Annotated in this window: 12 protein-coding genes, 2 tRNA genes and 3 rRNA genes; 14 read left to right on the top strand and 3 right to left on the bottom strand. The window is 56.9% G+C overall.

Translation table 11 applies throughout. The annotated features are described in order from the left end of the window. Window positions 1-782: 782 nt before the first annotated feature. The 9 genes from LSG25_RS08250 (at window position 783) to LSG25_RS08210 (ending at window position 9,325) form a co-directional block, all read left to right on the top strand. Window positions 783-2,323 (top strand): 16S ribosomal RNA (locus tag LSG25_RS08250). 81 nt (window positions 2,324-2,404) lie between these two features. Beyond that, a tRNA-Ile gene (locus LSG25_RS08245) sits at window positions 2,405-2,481 on the top strand. A gap of 14 nt (window positions 2,482-2,495) precedes the next feature. Further along, window positions 2,496-2,571: transfer RNA gene (locus LSG25_RS08240), tRNA-Ala, on the top strand. A gap of 368 nt (window positions 2,572-2,939) precedes the next feature. Then, window positions 2,940-5,830 (top strand): 23S ribosomal RNA (locus tag LSG25_RS08235). 212 nt (window positions 5,831-6,042) lie between these two features. Then, window positions 6,043-6,155 (top strand): 5S ribosomal RNA (gene rrf / locus LSG25_RS08230). The 16S, 23S and 5S rRNA genes sit together here with 2 tRNA genes alongside, the layout of an rRNA operon. Window positions 6,156-6,459: 304 nt before the next feature. Beyond that, complete coding sequence (locus LSG25_RS08225; RefSeq protein ID WP_232742696.1) at window positions 6,460-6,834, top strand: transposase; 375 nt, start codon at window positions 6,460-6,462, stop codon at window positions 6,832-6,834. Further along, window positions 6,750-7,163 (top strand): IS66 family insertion sequence element accessory protein TnpB, encoded by a 414-nt coding sequence (gene tnpB / locus LSG25_RS08220; protein ID WP_232742697.1) that lies wholly within the window; start codon window positions 6,750-6,752, stop codon window positions 7,161-7,163. The genes LSG25_RS08225 and tnpB overlap by 85 nt, the downstream gene beginning before the upstream one ends. Window positions 7,164-7,220: 57 nt before the next feature. Then, complete coding sequence (locus tag LSG25_RS08215) at window positions 7,221-8,774, top strand: IS66 family transposase (RefSeq protein ID WP_370635922.1); 1,554 nt, start codon at window positions 7,221-7,223, stop codon at window positions 8,772-8,774. Window positions 8,775-8,959: 185 nt separating this feature from the next. Then, window positions 8,960-9,325, top strand: a complete 366-nt coding sequence (locus tag LSG25_RS08210) for a hypothetical protein (protein WP_232744185.1) — start codon at window positions 8,960-8,962, stop codon at window positions 9,323-9,325. A 208-nt stretch (window positions 9,326-9,533) separates the two neighbouring features. Here the strand turns inward: LSG25_RS08210 and LSG25_RS08205 are convergent, their stop codons facing one another. Next, window positions 9,534-9,809 (bottom strand): SWIB/MDM2 domain-containing protein, encoded by a 276-nt coding sequence (locus LSG25_RS08205; protein ID WP_232744184.1) that lies wholly within the window; start codon window positions 9,807-9,809, stop codon window positions 9,534-9,536. A gap of 194 nt (window positions 9,810-10,003) precedes the next feature. After that, window positions 10,004-10,366 (bottom strand): hypothetical protein, encoded by a 363-nt coding sequence (locus tag LSG25_RS08200; protein WP_232744183.1) that lies wholly within the window; start codon window positions 10,364-10,366, stop codon window positions 10,004-10,006. Between LSG25_RS08200 and LSG25_RS08195 the strand changes: the two genes are divergently transcribed. The 4 genes from LSG25_RS08195 to LSG25_RS08180 are packed head-to-tail and all read left to right on the top strand — an operon-like array spanning window position 10,365 to window position 14,222. Then, window positions 10,365-11,198, top strand: coding sequence for an ABC transporter ATP-binding protein (locus LSG25_RS08195; protein ID WP_232744182.1), 834 nt, complete (start codon window positions 10,365-10,367; stop codon window positions 11,196-11,198). The genes LSG25_RS08200 and LSG25_RS08195 overlap by 2 nt on opposite strands. Further along, window positions 11,179-11,886 (top strand): ABC transporter ATP-binding protein, encoded by a 708-nt coding sequence (locus tag LSG25_RS08190; protein ID WP_232744181.1) that lies wholly within the window; start codon window positions 11,179-11,181, stop codon window positions 11,884-11,886. The genes LSG25_RS08195 and LSG25_RS08190 overlap by 20 nt, the downstream gene beginning before the upstream one ends. 13 nt (window positions 11,887-11,899) lie before the next feature. Next, a complete protein-coding gene (locus LSG25_RS08185) occupies window positions 11,900-13,018 on the top strand; it encodes a branched-chain amino acid ABC transporter permease (RefSeq protein ID WP_232744180.1) in 1,119 nt (372 codons plus the stop codon). 16 nt (window positions 13,019-13,034) lie between these two features. Continuing rightward, entirely contained in the window at window positions 13,035-14,222 is a 1,188-nt protein-coding gene (locus tag LSG25_RS08180; protein ID WP_232744179.1) for a branched-chain amino acid ABC transporter permease, read from the top strand. 65 nt (window positions 14,223-14,287) lie between these two features. Here the strand turns inward: LSG25_RS08180 and LSG25_RS08175 are convergent, their stop codons facing one another. Then, window positions 14,288-15,631, bottom strand: a complete 1,344-nt coding sequence (locus tag LSG25_RS08175) for an ABC transporter substrate-binding protein (RefSeq protein ID WP_232744178.1) — start codon at window positions 15,629-15,631, stop codon at window positions 14,288-14,290. A gap of 320 nt (window positions 15,632-15,951) precedes the next feature. Here LSG25_RS08175 and LSG25_RS08170 point away from each other — a divergent pair, with 320 nt between their 5' ends. Then, entirely contained in the window at window positions 15,952-17,151 is a 1,200-nt protein-coding gene (locus LSG25_RS08170) for a M20 aminoacylase family protein (protein ID WP_232744177.1), read from the top strand. Window positions 17,152-17,183 lie beyond the last annotated feature (32 nt).

The raw sequence follows: 17,183 nt of genomic DNA, 5'->3' as shown, positions 1-17,183 counted from the left end.
CGTACAGGGCCGGTCCGTGGGGGTAGCCGTGGAAACTGTTCGCGGCGGGGTGGGTTTTTGCGGACTGGTTAAAAAAAGATTTTAGGTGCGTGGATTGGTTTCAAATCAAGGGCTTAGGTGCGGCGCAAGGGGGTCGGGACGGGGCGGGGGCGAACTGGGTTTGCGCGGGGGTTAAAAGGCGTGCTATAGTGGCGTTCTTTCGCAGCCCACACATCAGGGTTAACCCTTAAATGAGGCGGTTGCGGGAAGGCAGTGCAGCGGGACCCGGTGAGTGCCAGGCAGGCTTTTCGAAGCGGCCCGGCCTGGCGGGGGAAGGAGGGGACGGCAGCAGGAGTCAAGGCCGTGGGACGTACGCCCGGGATCGGGATGAGCCAGCAGGCCAAACGATTCGAGGCGCGGTACAGCGACTTGACAGGCTTAAAAAACTCCTTCATAATCTCGTTTCTCTGCTTCTGGAACAACGCCGCGATTAACGCGGGGCTGGGTCAGGCGGCAGGACTGAATACATAGTACCGAATACGCAGTACCGTAGTATGGACAGGAAGTTTGACGATTTCATGTCATTGCTCTTTAACAATTTAACAGCCGATAAGTGTGGGCGCTTGGAATGAGTGTGCAGCCTTTCTCACGAGAGGTCGCGAAATTTATATCAAGTGCTCGCACAAATGAAGAAGTAAGGTTTGAAGAAATTTGAACCGGTCTTTTTCTTTGAGCGAAACGCGACGTATGACCACTGGCTCCTTTGGGGGCCGGATGGAAATTACGATTTTTATACAGAGATTGAACTGAAGAGTTTGATCCTGGCTCAGATTGAACGCTAGCGGGATGCTTTACACATGCAAGTCGAACGGCAGCGCGAGAGAAAGCTTGCTTTTTCTTGGCGGCGAGTGGCGAACGGGTGAGTAATATATCGGAACGTGCCCAGTAGCGGGGGATAACTACGCGAAAGCGTGGCTAATACCGCATACGCCCTACGGGGGAAAGGGGGGGATCGCAAGACCTCTCACTATTGGAGCGGCCGATATCGGATTAGCTAGTTGGTGGGGTAAAGGCCCACCAAGGCGACGATCCGTAGCTGGTTTGAGAGGACGACCAGCCACACTGGGACTGAGACACGGCCCAGACTCCTACGGGAGGCAGCAGTGGGGAATTTTGGACAATGGGGGCAACCCTGATCCAGCCATCCCGCGTGTGCGATGAAGGCCTTCGGGTTGTAAAGCACTTTTGGCAGGGAAGAAACGGCGCTCTTTAATACGGGGCGCAACTGACGGTACCTGCAGAATAAGCACCGGCTAACTACGTGCCAGCAGCCGCGGTAATACGTAGGGTGCAAGCGTTAATCGGAATTACTGGGCGTAAAGCGTGCGCAGGCGGTTCGGAAAGAAAGATGTGAAATCCCAGGGCTCAACCTTGGAACTGCATTTTTAACTCCCGAGCTAGAGTATGTCAGAGGGGGGTAGAATTCCACGTGTAGCAGTGAAATGCGTAGAGATGTGGAGGAATACCGATGGCGAAGGCAGCCCCCTGGGATAATACTGACGCTCATGCACGAAAGCGTGGGGAGCAAACAGGATTAGATACCCTGGTAGTCCACGCCCTAAACGATGTCAACTAGCTGTTGGGGCCTTCGGGCCTTGGTAGCGCAGCTAACGCGTGAAGTTGACCGCCTGGGGAGTACGGTCGCAAGATTAAAACTCAAAGGAATTGACGGGGACCCGCACAAGCGGTGGATGATGTGGATTAATTCGATGCAACGCGAAAAACCTTACCTACCCTTGACATGTCTGGAATCCTTAAGAGATTAGGGAGTGCTCGCAAGAGAACCGGAACACAGGTGCTGCATGGCTGTCGTCAGCTCGTGTCGTGAGATGTTGGGTTAAGTCCCGCAACGAGCGCAACCCTTGTCATTAGTTGCTACGAAAGGGCACTCTAATGAGACTGCCGGTGACAAACCGGAGGAAGGTGGGGATGACGTCAAGTCCTCATGGCCCTTATGGGTAGGGCTTCACACGTCATACAATGGTCGGGACAGAGGGTCGCCAACCCGCGAGGGGGAGCCAATCCCAGAAACCCGATCGTAGTCCGGATTGGAGTCTGCAACTCGACTCCATGAAGTCGGAATCGCTAGTAATCGCGGATCAGCATGTCGCGGTGAATACGTTCCCGGGTCTTGTACACACCGCCCGTCACACCATGGGAGTGGGTTTTACCAGAAGTAGTTAGCCTAACCGCAAGGGGGGCGATTACCACGGTAGGATTCATGACTGGGGTGAAGTCGTAACAAGGTAGCCGTATCGGAAGGTGCGGCTGGATCACCTCCTTTTAGAGCGACGCACACGAAGCGAAAGCGTCCACGCTTATCGGCTGTTAGCAGCAAGACATGGTTACCCATCCACGGGAAGTTGGGTCAGTAGCTCAGTCGGTTAGAGCACCGTCTTGATAAGGCGGGGGTCGTTGGTTCGATTCCAACTTGACCCACCACGGATTTGAGAGAGGGGGGATTAGCTCAGCTGGGAGAGCACCTGCTTTGCAAGCAGGGGGTCGTCGGTTCGATCCCGTCATCCTCCACCACTGAATTTGGGGTTGTGGGGTGAGGGAAGGTAGTCATGTTGGAAGCGGGTTATCCGAGCGGATAACGAAGAGCGTCCTGGTTCGTGAGAGTCAGGGGGTTGTTCGTTAGGCGTTGGAGCCTGACGGCTGTTTTGTTCTTTAACAATCTGGAAGAAGCACAACAAAATGTATTTATGGGTGCATGGTCTCTGAAGTAGGGAGGCGATGCGCGCAGAAAGTACGGGTTGTGATTGCATTATATTTTTTGTTCAATAGTTCTCAATACGCGAGTGGGTGCGAATCCATGAGCGGCGTTGAAATGATGAACGGCACAAACGCGAATACTCAGTAGTAAATATAGCGACGTTCTATAGCCGATAGCGTTATAGGATCAAGCGACTAAGTGCATATGGTGGATGCCTTGGCGATCACAGGCGATGAAGGACGTGGTAGTCTGCGAAAAGCGACGGGGAGCTGACAAACGAGCTTTGATCCGTTGATGTCCGAATGGGGAAACCCACCGCAGCAATGCGGTATCTCACACTGAATACATAGGTGTGGCGAAGCGAACCGGGTGAACTGAAACATCTCAGTAACTCGAGGAAAAGAAATCAACCGAGATTCCGATAGTAGCGGCGAGCGAACTCGGAACAGCCTTGACGATTTAACACACACGATAATCGAACGGAATGGAAAGTCCGGCCATAGCAGGTGATAGCCCTGTAGATGAAATCGTGGGTGTGGAACTAAGCGTCAGACAAGTAGGGCGGGACACGTGAAATCCTGTTTGAAGATGGGGGGACCATCCTCCAAGGCTAAATACTCGTGATCGACCGATAGTGAACCAGTACCGTGAGGGAAAGGCGAAAAGAACCCCGGAAGGGGAGTGAAATAGATCCTGAAACCGTATGCATACAAACAGTAGGAGCCTCATTTATGGGGTGACTGCGTACCTTTTGTATAATGGGTCAGCGACTTACATTCAGTGGCAAGCTTAACCGAATAGGGGAGGCGTAGCGAAAGCGAGTCCGAATAGGGCGATTCAGTCGCTGGGTGTAGACCCGAAACCAGGCGATCTATCCATGGTCAGGTTGAAGGCACGGTAACACGTGCTGGAGGACCGAACCCACTAATGTTGAAAAATTAGGGGATGAACTGTGGATAGGGGTGAAAGGCTAAACAAGCCTGGAAATAGCTGGTTCTCTCCGAAAACTATTTAGGTAGTGCCTCGCGTGATTACTGCAGGGGGTAGAGCACTGTTATAGCTAGGGGGTCATGGCGACTTACCAACCTATGGCAAACTCCGAATACCTGCAAGTACAGCGCGGGAGACAGAGCACCGGGTGCTAACGTCCGGACTCAAGAGGGAAACAACCCAGACCGCCAGCTAAGGTCCCTAACTATGGCTAAGTGGGAAACGAAGTGGGAAGGCATAGACAGTCAGGAGGTTGGCTTAGAAGCAGCCATCCTTTAAAGAAAGCGTAATAGCTCACTGATCGAGTCGTCCTGCGCGGAAGATGTAACGGGGCTAAGCCATAGACCGAAGCTGCGGATGTGTGTCCTTCGGGACATACGTGGTAGGAGAGCGTTCTGTAAGCCTGTGAAGGTCGCTTGAGAAGGCGGCTGGAGGTATCAGAAGTGCGAATGCTGACATGAGTAGCGATAAAGGGGGTGAAAAGCCCCCTCGCCGTAAGTCCAAGGTTTCCTGCGCAACGTTCATCGGCGCAGGGTGAGTCGGCCCCTAAGGCGAGGCAGAGATGCGTAGCTGATGGGAAACAGGTTAATATTCCTGTACCGTCGTAGAATGCGATGGGGGGACGGATTGCGAAAGATCATCGGGGTGTTGGACGTCCCCGTTGCGGCATCGAAGAAGGCGCTTAGGTAAATCCGGGCGCGTAATTCAAGGGTGTTGCACGAGTGAACTTTGGTTCGCGAAGTGATTGGAAGTGGTTCCAAGAAAAGCCTCTAAGCTTCAGTTCTACGAGACCGTACCGCAAACCGACACAGGTGGACGGGATGAATATTCCAAGGCGCTTGAGAGAACTCAGGAGAAGGAACTCGGCAAATTGATACCGTAACTTCGGGAGAAGGTATACCCCGGTAGTGTGAAGGGCCTGCGCCTGGAGCATGATGGGGTCGCAGAGAATCGGTGGCTGCGACTGTTTATTAAAAACACAGCACTCTGCTAAGACGAAAGTCGACGTATAGGGTGTGACGCCTGCCCGGTGCCGGAAGGTTAAGTGATGGGGTGCAAGCTCTTGATCGAAGCCCCGGTAAACGGCGGCCGTAACTATAACGGTCCTAAGGTAGCGAAATTCCTTGTCGGGTAAGTTCCGACCTGCACGAATGGCGTAACGATGGCCACACTGTCTCCTCCTGAGACTCAGCGAAGTTGAAGTGTTTGTGATGATGCAATCTACCCGCGGCTAGACGGAAAGACCCCATGAACCTTTACTGTAGCTTTGCATTGGACTGTGAACCGGCCTGTGTAGGATAGGTGGGAGGCTTTGAAGCGGCGTCGCTAGATGTCGTGGAGCCAACCTTGAAATACCACCCTGGTTTGTTTGCGGTTCTAACCTTGGCCCGTTATCCGGGTTGGGGACAGTGCATGGTGGGCAGTTTGACTGGGGCGGTCTCCTCCTAAAGTGTAACGGAGGAGCTCGAAGGTACGCTAGGTACGGTCGGAAATCGTGCTGATAGTGCAATGGCATAAGCGTGCTTGACTGTGAGACTGACAAGTCGAACAGGTGCGAAAGCAGGACATAGTGATCCGGTGGTTCTGAATGGAAGGGCCATCGCTCAACGGATAAAAGGTACTCTGGGGATAACAGGCTGATACCGCCCAAGAGTTCATATCGACGGCGGTGTTTGGCACCTCGATGTCGGCTCATCTCATCCTGGGGCTGTAGCCGGTCCCAAGGGTATGGCTGTTCGCCATTTAAAGAGGTACGTGAGCTGGGTTTAAAACGTCGTGAGACAGTTTGGTCCCTATCTGCCGTGGGCGTTGGATACTTGACGGAGCCTGCTCCTAGTACGAGAGGACCGGAGTGGACGTACCGCTGGTGTATCGGTTGTCATGCCAATGGCATTGCCGAGTAGCTATGTACGGAAGAGATAACCGCTGAAGGCATCTAAGCGGGAAACTCGTCTGAAGATTAGGTATCCCGGGGGCTAGACCCCCCTGAAGGGTCGTTCGAGACCAGGACGTTGATAGGTCAGGTGTGGAAGCGCAGTAATGCGTTAAGCTAACTGATACTAATTGCCCGTGCGGCTTGATCCTATAACCCTGTTGGTTATACGTGAGAGTGCCGTTCAAACAAAGAAAAGTCGTACCGTGAGGTGAACCGGTACGCACACACTGAGCTGCGGCTCAGTATCGCGGCCCGTACCGCTATCCAGACATACATCACCTTGAAGGCGCGGCCTTCGAGGGTGCTTCTTCCCAGATTCGTTGGCTGTGGGCGTAACCGCCCGCACCAACACCCGGTTACGCTTGACGACCATAGCGAGGTGGTCCCACTCCTTCCCATCCCGAACAGGACCGTGAAACGCCTTTGCGCCGATGATAGTGGACGTACGTCTGTGAAAGTAGGTCATCGTCAGGCTCTTATCTGTACCAATCGCCCCGACAGGCTCAACCCTGCCGGGGCGTTTGCCTTTTCCGCACCTGTAGCCGCAACTCGGCTGCGCGTGCCGGGCCCCTATCCCAACACCACTTATAAAAAAGTATCCGGGACTCGCTCTTGGGCTGCAAGCGCCCGGCCTGGACCTCTTGATCCTGAAGCCTGATCGTCTTACGCTCCTTCACGGTCTCGATGCGCGCTGCACTGTAAGCGTCTGCCGAACACACCTTGATGGAGCGTAGCGATCGGGACGATAGTTCCCACTTGTTTTTAGTGGGGACTATTCATGGATCCAAACCCTTCAGTCCAGCGGCCCGCGCGGCGCAAGCACAGCAAGGCTCTCAAGGCACAGATTCTTCAGGCTTGTGAGCAGCCTGAGGCTTCGGTCGCGGGCATCGCCATTGCACACGGCCTGAACCCGAACATGGTGCAGCGCTGGCGCCGCGAAGCCAGGCGCGGTGAACTGACACTGTCGGACGCGCCGGCGTTTATTCCTGTCGTTGCCACGGCGGGCTGCGCGATGAGCACACACCACAGCGCACAGACTGCGTCGGTGGCCATCGAGGTTCAACTGCAATGGGGGAGCTTGCAAGCGCGGGTGAGCTGGCCCGCACAGGCCGCTGGCGAGTGCGCCGCCTGGCTGCGGGAACTGTTTCGGTGATCCGCATCGAGAGAATCTGGTTAGCCGTCGAACCCGTGGACATGCGTAGTGGCATGGATCGGCTGTTGGCTCGTGTCGTGGAAGTCTTCGGTGCCTCACAGCCGCATCACGCCTATGTGTTTGCCAACCGCCGGGGCACACGACTGAAGGTGCTGGTGTGCGATGGCTTCGGCCTCTGGCTGGCCGTGCGCCGCTTGCACCAGGGCAGTGTGCACTGGCCCAGACCCGGCGACACCCAGATCGAACTGACGTCTGAACAGGCGCGCGCCCTGGTCATCGGCCTGCCGTGGCAACGCTTGGGCGAGCACGAGTCGATCGCCATCTTATGAACACGGATTTGCAATCCGGTGCATTCCGAATGGTGCGCCGCTCACCGGCATGGCATCATGGCGACCATGTCTCTAAAATCGGCTTCTCACCTCGATCAGCTTGATGCCAATGCCCTGCGGGCCTTGGCCCAGCAACTGATGGGCGAGTTGGATGAAACGCGCCAATTGGTGGCCAAGCAGGCTCACGATATCCAGTTTAAGGAAACCCACATCCGCAAGCTCACGTATGAGATTGCGATGCTGCGCCGCTATCGCTTCGGCAAAAAGAGCGAACAACTCGGCGGTGAGCAGGGGCTGTTGCTGGAAGACGCGGTCGATGCCGACATCGCCGCCATCGAGCAGGAACTGATCAGCCTGGGCGGGCAGCCGCCTGCGCACAAGACGGCCTCTCAGCCCAAGCGTCAGGCCTTGCCGCCGGAGTTGCCCCGTCTCCAAGTGCGTCACGAACCGCACTCCACCACGTGTACTTGCGGCTGCCCGATGCAACGCATCGGCCAAGACATCACCGAGAAACTGGACTATGTGCCTGGGGTGTTCAGCGTCGAGCAACATGTCCGCGGCAAGTGGGCGTGCCGTCAGTGCGAAACACTCACCCAGGCGCCCATGCCGGCACAGGTCATCGACAAGGGCTTGGCCACCTCGGGGCTACTGGCTCACGTGTTGATAGCAAAGTATGCGGATCATCTCCCGCTCTACCGCCAAGAACAGATATTTGCGCGCGCCGGCGTGAAGATCCCCCGTTCCACGCTGGCTGAATGGGTAGGCGTGTGTGGGGTGCGCTTGCAGCCGCTGGTCGATGCCCTGCGCGAAGCCATCCTGAATGAACCGGTGGTGCATGTGGACGAAACACCGGTTCAAGTCCTGCAGCCAGGTAGCAAGAAGACCCATCGCGCGTATCTGTGGGCCTATGCCCCCGGCGCCTTCCAGGATCTGCGCGCCGTCGTTTACGACTTTACCGAAGGACGCAGCGGGGCACACGCCCGGGCCTTCCTAGGTGACTGGCGCGGTGAGCTGATCTGCGACGATTATGGCGGCTATAAAGCGTGCTTCGAGCAAGGCATTGACGAGGTCGGTTGCATGGCGCACGCCCGACGCAAATTCTTCGAACTGCATCAGTCGGGCAAAAGTCTGATCGCGGAACAGGCACTGAAGTCCATCGGGCAGCTCTATGAGATCGAAGTCCAGGCGGCAGACTTGCTTCCTGAGCAGCGCCAGCGTCTACGTGAGCAACAGGCCAGGCCGATTGCCCAGGCACTGCATACCTGGATGACGGCCCATCGTCTGAAGGTGCCCGATGGCACCGGCATTGCCCGAGCGCTGGACTACAGCCTGAAGCGCTGGACGGCGCTGACGCGCTACCTGGTTGATGGTCGATTACCCATCGATAACAACTGGATCGAGAACCAGATCCGGCCTATCGCCCTTGGGCGCAAGAACTGGCTGTTCGCTGGTTCCCAGCGAGCGGGCCGGCGTGCGGCTGCCGTGATGAGTCTCATCCAGTCCGCCAAGATGAACGGGCACGATCCGTATGCCTATCTGAAGGACATTCTCACGCGTCTGCCCACGCATCCGAATAACCGGATCGAGGAACTGTTGCCGCATCGCTGGTAACCAGAAACGGCGTAGTTAACGCCGTTAACCCGATGACTAAAAACTGACGGCCGCAACTGCGGCCGTTCGTCAATGTGTATTCGGCAGACGCTTACGCTGCACTGTGTGAAAATCTGCCTGCTTGGCAATGGAACAGTTAAAATAACAAGCTTGCCATCTGTCTTGGCCTATTACCGGAGATTAGTATGATCGAGGCGTTGCCGCCAGAAGACCAGCAGGGTCCCGCCATGCGCACCATTACGCATGTGATATACGGCTTGTTTGCGCTGGGACTGATCAGTGCGGGGTTCCTGGGCCTTGCCACCGTGGCAGCCATTGTCCTGGCTTACTTGAAGCGCGGCGACGCCGCAGGCACGGTATGCGCCGGGCATTTCGACTGGATCCTCAAAACATTCTGGTGGGGCTTGTTGTGGCTCGTCCTGAGCGCCATCGCAACCCATTTATTCATAGGTTGGGCAACGGGTCTGGTTGCTGTGGTCTGGGTGCTGTATCGTCTGATCAAAGGCTGGCTTGCCTTGTTTGCAGGGCAATCGCCCTATACGGATCTGTAGGTTTCAGATTACACACAAAAAAAACGCTGCCTGGATTCAGGCGGCGTTTTTTTATGGCGGCAGCGCAGTTAATTCATCGCTGCGGACTTGCTTAAGGTTCGAATAAAAAATTTGCGACAAACCCTTGATTTCTCGTAGAGGGCCTCGGCTGGTTTTTTATCCGAATCAACGCGCTCAGCCGGTTTGTTGCCGCTTGGTTCAGCCAGGCTTATTTGAGATGGCCGCTGACCAGCTTGGTGAGTTCGAACATTGACACTTGATCTTTGCCGAACAAGGGGCGCAGCTTTACATCGGCATTGATGTTGCGGCGGTTTTTGGGGTCTTGCAGATCGTGCTTTTTGATGTAGTCCCAGATTTTCTTGGTGACTTCAGTGCGCGGTACAGCTTCGGGCCCGATAATGGCTGCCAGGGTAGCGCTAGGTGTTAGTGGCTTCATGAACGCGGCGTTCGGTTTGCGGGCTGCGGGTTTCGCGGTTGTTGCCATAGAGTAGTGCTCCTCGGAATGGGTGAAAAAAACATTTTCTTGAGCATAACTTGAGATGCTCGGAAAAACAAAGCGATTTATGCAGAAAATTTCTAAAAAATAGCCGCTCTTGGGTGAGGGTGTTCCCGAGGCATTCGGCCCGATATTGCTTTATGGCGAAATAGACAGCGGATTGACTCCTTTTCGCCCTGTTTTTACTCGGTTTTAAAAGAAAAGCATGGCGAACTACGATGTGTTGCCCGGGCGCTCGAAATAAATCGGAATTTGTATTTTCTTGAAACAAGAAGGGCTGACGGTGCTTCGCTCCCTGTTTGAAAGCCCATGGATATTGCCGGATGGTTGGTTTTCCTGGACTCTTTTCTTGCGCAGGCTGCGGGTTTTTGCGGGGTATCGCCGCGCGTTGCGGCCAAGGTTACTGTGATAAGATTTACTGAATGTAGCATTTTACCCGGGTCTTGCGCATCAGTTGGCGGCCCGCGCGATGGATGGCGCAGTGTCTGTCCGGACCGGACAATATCTGTCGGTTTGCCGCAAGGAGGAGATTTTTCGCTGACCATGGCAAAACAATCCAACTCAGGCTTAATGGATGATGGCGCCGCAGGCTCGTCCGACGATCTGCTCGACGTGCGCGGCATTTCCAAGAACTTCGGTGGCTTGTGTGCTGTCGATCAGTGTTCGCTGAGTGTGCGCCGCGGCACCATCACTGGGCTGATCGGACCCAATGGCGCCGGCAAAACCACGATGTTCAATATCATCACCGGTTTCATCGCCCCGGATTCGGGGCGTATTCATTTCAAGGGCCAGGATATCGCCGGCATGCGCCCAGACCAGATTTTCACGCGCGGGCTGTGCCGGACTTTCCAGATTCCGCGCGAGCATGGCAGCATGAGCGTGCTCGAAAACCTCATGCTGGTGCCGAAGGGGCAGATCGGCGAGCATATCTGGAATACCTGGCTCAGGCCTGGCGCGGTTCGCCGGCAAGAGCACGAGAATCGCGCCAAGGCGCTGGAGGTGCTCGAATATATCGAGCTCACCCATGTCAAGGACGAATACGCGGGCAATCTTTCGGGTGGCCAGAAAAAATTGCTGGAACTCGGCCGCACGCTCATGACCGGCCCCGAACTGGTGCTGCTGGACGAGCCGGCGGCAGGTGTCAATCGCACTCTGCTCAAACGGCTCGTGGCCAATATCGAATATCTATCGCGCGAACGCGGCATCACCTTTCTGCTGATCGAGCACGATATGAATATGGTCATGAATCTGTGCGATCCGGTGATCGTGATGAGCGAAGGCCGCAAGCTCGTGGAAGGTTCGCCGCAAGAGGTCCGCAGCAATCAAAGCGTGCTTGAAGCCTACCTGGGAGGGCAGTATGCCGCTGTTGAACGTTGACAAGGTAAGCTGCGGCTATGGCGATTCGGAAGTGCTGCGACAGGTTTCCATGAGGGTCGATGAAAACGAAATCGTGTGCATCGTCGGGCCCAATGGCGCGGGCAAGTCTACGCTCATGAAGACAGTCTTCGGCCTGCTGCATCCGCGCGAGGGTTCCGTTGCGTTTGCCGGCCACGAGATCTCCCAACTCGCCGCGCACCAGATCGTCAAGCTCGGCATGTGCTATGTACCCCAGGTGGCCAATGTATTCACCAACCTGTCGGTCGACGAAAATCTGGAAATGGGCGCCTTCACTCTGGCCAGTGGCGATATCGATGCGGCCAAACAGCGAATCTACGAGATGTTTCCGCGGCTCAAAGAGCGGCGGCGGCAAATGGTGGGCAAAATGTCGGGCGGTGAGCGCCAGATGGTCGCCATGGGTAGCGCCCTGATGCTGAGCCCCAGGCTTTTGCTTCTCGATGAGCCGACCGCGGCTTTATCCCCCAGGCTGGTCGACGAGATTTTCGATCGGGTCGTACGCATCAACCAGACCGGCATTGCCATTCTGATGGTAGAGCAAAACGCCCGGCAATCGTTGCAGATGGCGCATCGTGGATACGTGCTTGCCAGCGGCGAGAACCGTCACGAAGGCACTGGCCCGGACCTGTTGGCCGATCCGAATGTCGGGCGCCTTTATCTAGGAGGATGAACTGCTGATGCGTATGTCACTCTTTCGACAGAAGCCGTTCGCGGCGCCCGTGGTTCCGGACACCGGAGGCGGGGCCGTGCCGGCGCCGGGCACGGAATCTCCGGCGGCCGATGGTGCCCCGCGCGGTTCATGGGCCGCCTCGGCGCTGCAGAGCCGCACGGCCATGGGCCTGGGCCTGCTGGTCATTCTGGCGGTAATGTGGCTGCTGGGCCTGGCACTGGGTGGCAACCTGGTCGAACTGCTGTCCCTGACCATCTGGGGGGTGATGCTCGGGGCGATCATCGCGCTTGGCGGCGCGGGGCTCACGCTATGCTATGGAGTGCTCAAGTTTCCCAATTTCGCACACGGCGAACTGCTGACTATCGGTGCCTACGTGACCTATACCGTGGTCTCGGTGCTGCCCAAAAGCGCCCCGATCTGGCATTTTTCCTTCGGCTGGGAACTGGTGGCCGGCCTGCTGGTCGCGATTCCCGTGACAGGGCTGATCTCGGTACTGCTCGATCGTGTGCTCTATCGCCGCTTGCGCAGGACTAAAGCGCCCATGGTTCTGTTTGCCATGGCTTCGCTGGGCATGGCATTTTTTCTGCGCAGTTGCATTTATATATTGTGGGGCTCGGATTTTCACTTCTTCTATGTGGGCCGAGCCAACCCGGCCCTGCACTTGCCTTGGCAGATACGGGTGCAGGCGGATCAGATTTTCGTGCTGGCGCTGGCGGTGGTGCTGGTGGTGCTGGTCTACCTTTTGCTGGCCAAGACCAGAATGGGCAAGGCCATGCGCGCGACCGCGGACAATCCCGATCTGGCACAGATCCGGGGCATTGATACCGAGCGGGTGACGGCCTGGACCTGGGGCATCAGCGGAGCGCTTGCGGCGGCGGGCGGGGTCATGTATGGGCTCGCCTCGCAATTGCGGCCGGACATGGGGTTCACTCTGTTGCTGCCCATGTTTGCGGCGGTGATCCTGGGCACCATAGGCAATGCTTTCGGCGCGCTGGTGGGAGCCATTGTTATTGGCGTGGCGATACAGGTGACGTCCTCCTTCATGAATCCCGCCTATGGGCCTGCCGTGGCCTTTGCACTGATGGTGCTGGTCCTGGTGGTGCGTCCCCAGGGTCTTTTCGGCGAAAAATGAAAAAAGGAAAAAGCCCATGAGTCCGATTCTTACCCTGAAGGCTGTTTTCCTGATCATTCCGTTCATGTTTCTGGCCTTCGCGGTCTTGCCGCTGCGCTGGCTCTGGCGGATTCCCGCGGGCGCGGCCCTGGGTGTGGCCGTCGCTTTCGCCCTGGCGGCTTTTTTCCCGGGCGGCATGGATTACATTGTGTCGTTTTCCATCATGGCGTCCATTTACGCTGTTCTCAGCCTGGGCTTGAATTCGCAGTGGGGCTATGCCGGCCACCTGGATTTCGGCATTGCCGGTTTCTTCGCCGTCGGCGCATTCACTACCGCTCTGTTTGTCACGGCCGTTCCCAGCGGCTTGATGGCTCAATATGCGCATCAGGCATTCGGGCTGCATGCCCCATTCCTCATAGGCCTGATTGCGGCCGGCGTGGTTTCGGGGCTGGTGGGCTACCTGATTGCCCTGCCCGTGCTGCGCCTGCGCACCGACTTCCTGGCCATTGCCACCCTGGGCATTGCGGAAATCATACGCCTCATATTCCAGAATGAACGCTGGCTGGCCAATGGTCCCCAGCCTTTGAGCGGCATTCCCCAACCCTTGTCATGCCTGTTCGAGCATCCTGGCTGCGCCTGGTTGCCTCAATCACTGGCCTCGCTGCTCGAGCCCCTGACGCCGCGCGACTATAGCTATCTGTACCTGGACATCACCATCCTGGTCCTGGCGGCCATCTATCTGGTGCTGGAAATCGCCGTGCGCTCCCCCTGGGGACGGGCGCTGCGAGCCGTGCGTGACGAAGAACAATCGGCTGCCATGAATGGCAAGAATGTGACATCGCTGCGGATCCAGTCCTTCGTGCTGGGCGCGGTGATAATGGGTATGGGCGGGGCGCTGTATGCCCCTTATATGGTCACTATCGATTACAGCCACTTTGAGCCGCTGTTCGCTACTTTTCTCGTGTGGGTGATGCTGATGCTCGGAGGTAGCGGCAACAACAAGGGCGCCATACTCGGAGCTTTTGTCATTTGGGGGGTCTGGAGTGGCACGGGTTTCCTGACCGATTCGCTGCAAGTTGCCTTGAGCTCGATTGCACCGCAGATTGCCTCCCGCACTGCTTTCCTGCGCTGGATGCTTGTCGGCTTGTTGCTGGCGGGAATCGTGCTTTATCGCCCCGAGGGCATCTTCAAGGAACGCAAGATCGTTTCCCGCTTCCTGAAATAAACCGTTGCCGGTTCAAAGATTACGCCCGGCCGCATAGGCCGGGCGTAATGGGGGGATTCGCCGAGCTAGACGCTGGGAATCGAAGCCGCGGGCAAAGTCTTCATGGTCTGGACCTCGCCCTTGTCGAACTTCCAGATATTGATCGGCGTGATGACGTCCCCGTTCTTGTCGAAATCGCAGGGGCCGGCCACGCCGGTGTAATTGATTTTCTTGCCCGCCTTGATCATCTTGAGCATTTCGGTGACGCGGCCCTGGTCGCCCCCTTCTATGGATTCGCCCGGCGGGTTGGCGACGACCCGCAATTGATCGCGCAGCGCCGTTCCGGTGATTTTGCTTGGGTCGGTTGCGCCTCCGGCGATGACCTTGGCCAGCGCCAGGCCGATGACCAGGCCGGCGTCATAGGTGGAGGCGGTGAATGGCGGAATGTGGTCGTATTTGAAATCTTTCAGGAAGGTCTTGGAGAAATCCTTATAGGAAGCGGTGGTGGTGTCTTCGCCGGGTGCCGTGCCCAATTTGCCGTCCATGCTTTGGGCGCCCACCGCCTTGACTACATCCAGCGATGCATTGCCGTCGGTGAACTGCCAAGTGGTGAAATTGAAGATATCGCGCGATTCCTTGAGGAACACCGCCGTGTGCGACGGGTAGCTGATGCACAACAGCAATTCGGGCTTGCCCTTGAGCGCGGCCTCGAGCTGCGATCGGTAGGTGGCTTGCACTTGTTCGGGGTGCGGAACCTGGGCAAGCACCTTGCCGCCGCGCTTCTCGAACGAGGCCGTAAAGGCATTGGACAAGCCCTGGCCGTAGGGGTTATTGATATAGATGGTAGATACCGATTTGTACTTGTACGTGGGGATGATTTCGCCATTCACCAACTGCGCGGCCACCACGCCTTGCAAAGCATCCGAAGCGGTGGTGCGGAACAGCAGGTCGGCCTTGGCATCGGCCGGCAGCACAGTGATCAGCGGGGATGTGGCGCCATTGGCGATCTGCAGCACGCCCGAGGGAATGGTGACCGAGGTGGCAACCGCCACGGTGACCCCGCTGGACCAGCCGCCGACGATCGCCGGCACATGCGCCGTGTCGACCATCTGGCGCGCGGCCTGAACGCCGACCGTGGGCACGGTCGTGGTATCGACCGTGATGTGTTTGGCGATGATGGGGCCGCCGAATACCTGCTGGGCCGCCGTGTTGATATGATTGATGGCAAGCTGCACGGCATCGCGGTAATAGGGGCCGAATTCCGCCGCCGCGCCGGTCATGGGCGCAATTTGCCCAAGGTTGATGGCCGGCGGCGCTGCTGCGAAGGCCCTGCGCGGGAATGCGCTGGCGAATATTACTGCCCCTCCGGCGACTCCGGCGGATACAAAGAATTTACGGCGACTTATGAGGCTCGAGTTCTGGTCAGTCATAGTATGTCTCCTGGGGTTGATCTTCATCGTATTCAGGCAGCACATGGGGCTCGGATGAACTCGAGTCTGGCGCAGTCCATTTGTAGCTTTATATTACCGCCGGATTTATGGCAACTGTCAAGCAAATAAGCCTTGATATGCAAAAAGAAGTAGGCCTGAAGGGCCGGGTAGCAATAAGATATGGCACATGCTTTGTACCCATGGGGCTGCATGGCCGTTCGGGCCGCGAATTTAAAGAGGCGGGCCGGATGTGGCGGCGGCAACCTTTGTTATAAAGAGCATGGGTGCTGGTTTCGCGATCGTTTTTGAGGTGTCAACACATGTACGCAAAGAATATAGTCGAGTCGATCAAATTATTCCACGACGAACTAATTTCGATACGCCAGGATATTCACGCTCATCCTGAGCTGGGTTTCCAGGAAACCCGGACTTCCGATCTGGTGGCCAATGCGTTGCTGGCTTTGGGCTACGAGGTGCATCGCGGCATAGGCAAAACGGGTTTGGTGGGGGTGCTGGAAGGTCGCCGCAACACCATGGGCCGCTGCATCGGCCTGCGAGCCGATATGGATGCACTGCCGATACTTGAACAGGGCAAGCATGCTTATGCGTCGACGAATGCCGGGGTAATGCATGCTTGCGGGCACGATGGCCATACTACCGTCTTGCTCGGCGCGGCGCGCTACATGGCCGAGACTCGCAATTTCGACGGTAAGGTGGTGCTGATTTTCCAGCCGGCCGAAGAGGGCTTGGGCGGCTCCAAGGCGATGCTCGACGATGGCTTGTTCGACCGCTTTCCCTGCGACGCCATCTACGGTTTGCATAACTGGCCGGGGCTGCCTGCGGGAGTAATAGGAGTCAGCCCGGGGCCCATGATGGCGGCCGCCGACCATTTTGAAATACACATCGAAGGGCGGGGCGGTCACGGCGCCCACGCTTATCAAACGAACGATCCCATCGTGATTGCGGCCCAACTGATCACCGCATTGCAAACCATCGTATCGCGCAATGTGCCGGCACCCGATTCGGCCGTGGTTACAGTAGCCGCAGTCAATGCGGGCAATTTGCAGGCGATGAATGTCATTCCCAAAGACGCTCATATGGTGGGCACCGTGCGCACCTTCAGCCCCAAGGTCCAAGAGCAAGTCATACAGCGCATGGAAGAGATGGTGGCGGGTATTGCCGCGGCATTCAAAGCCAGGATAGAAATGAAATACCATCGCCTGTTCCCGGCGACGGTCAATACACCCGAGCACGCGGCATTTGTGGCCGAGGTCGCCACCGAACTGTTTGGCGCCGAGAATGTGGTGCCCAATCTGGTTCCGTCGATGGGATCGGAAGATTTTTCCTTCATGCTGCAACAGCGTCCCGGCGCGTATTTCCGCCTGGGCCAGGGCGGCGCCGAAGAGGGATGTGTCTTGCATAATGCCGCTTTCGATTTCAACGATGCGGTGATCCCGGTAGGAAGCGCCATGTTCTGCCGTCTGGTCGAGCGCAGCATGCCTTTGGCGAATGCGTCATAATTCCATCCTTTGTTCCCGACGGCCCGATTTGA

It is taken from the genome of Paralcaligenes sp. KSB-10 (genome assembly GCF_021266465.1).
In the GTDB taxonomy this organism is placed as follows: domain Bacteria; phylum Pseudomonadota; class Gammaproteobacteria; order Burkholderiales; family Burkholderiaceae_B.
Note: the sequence above shows the minus strand (reverse complement) of the source record. Positions and strands in the feature narration are given on the sequence as shown.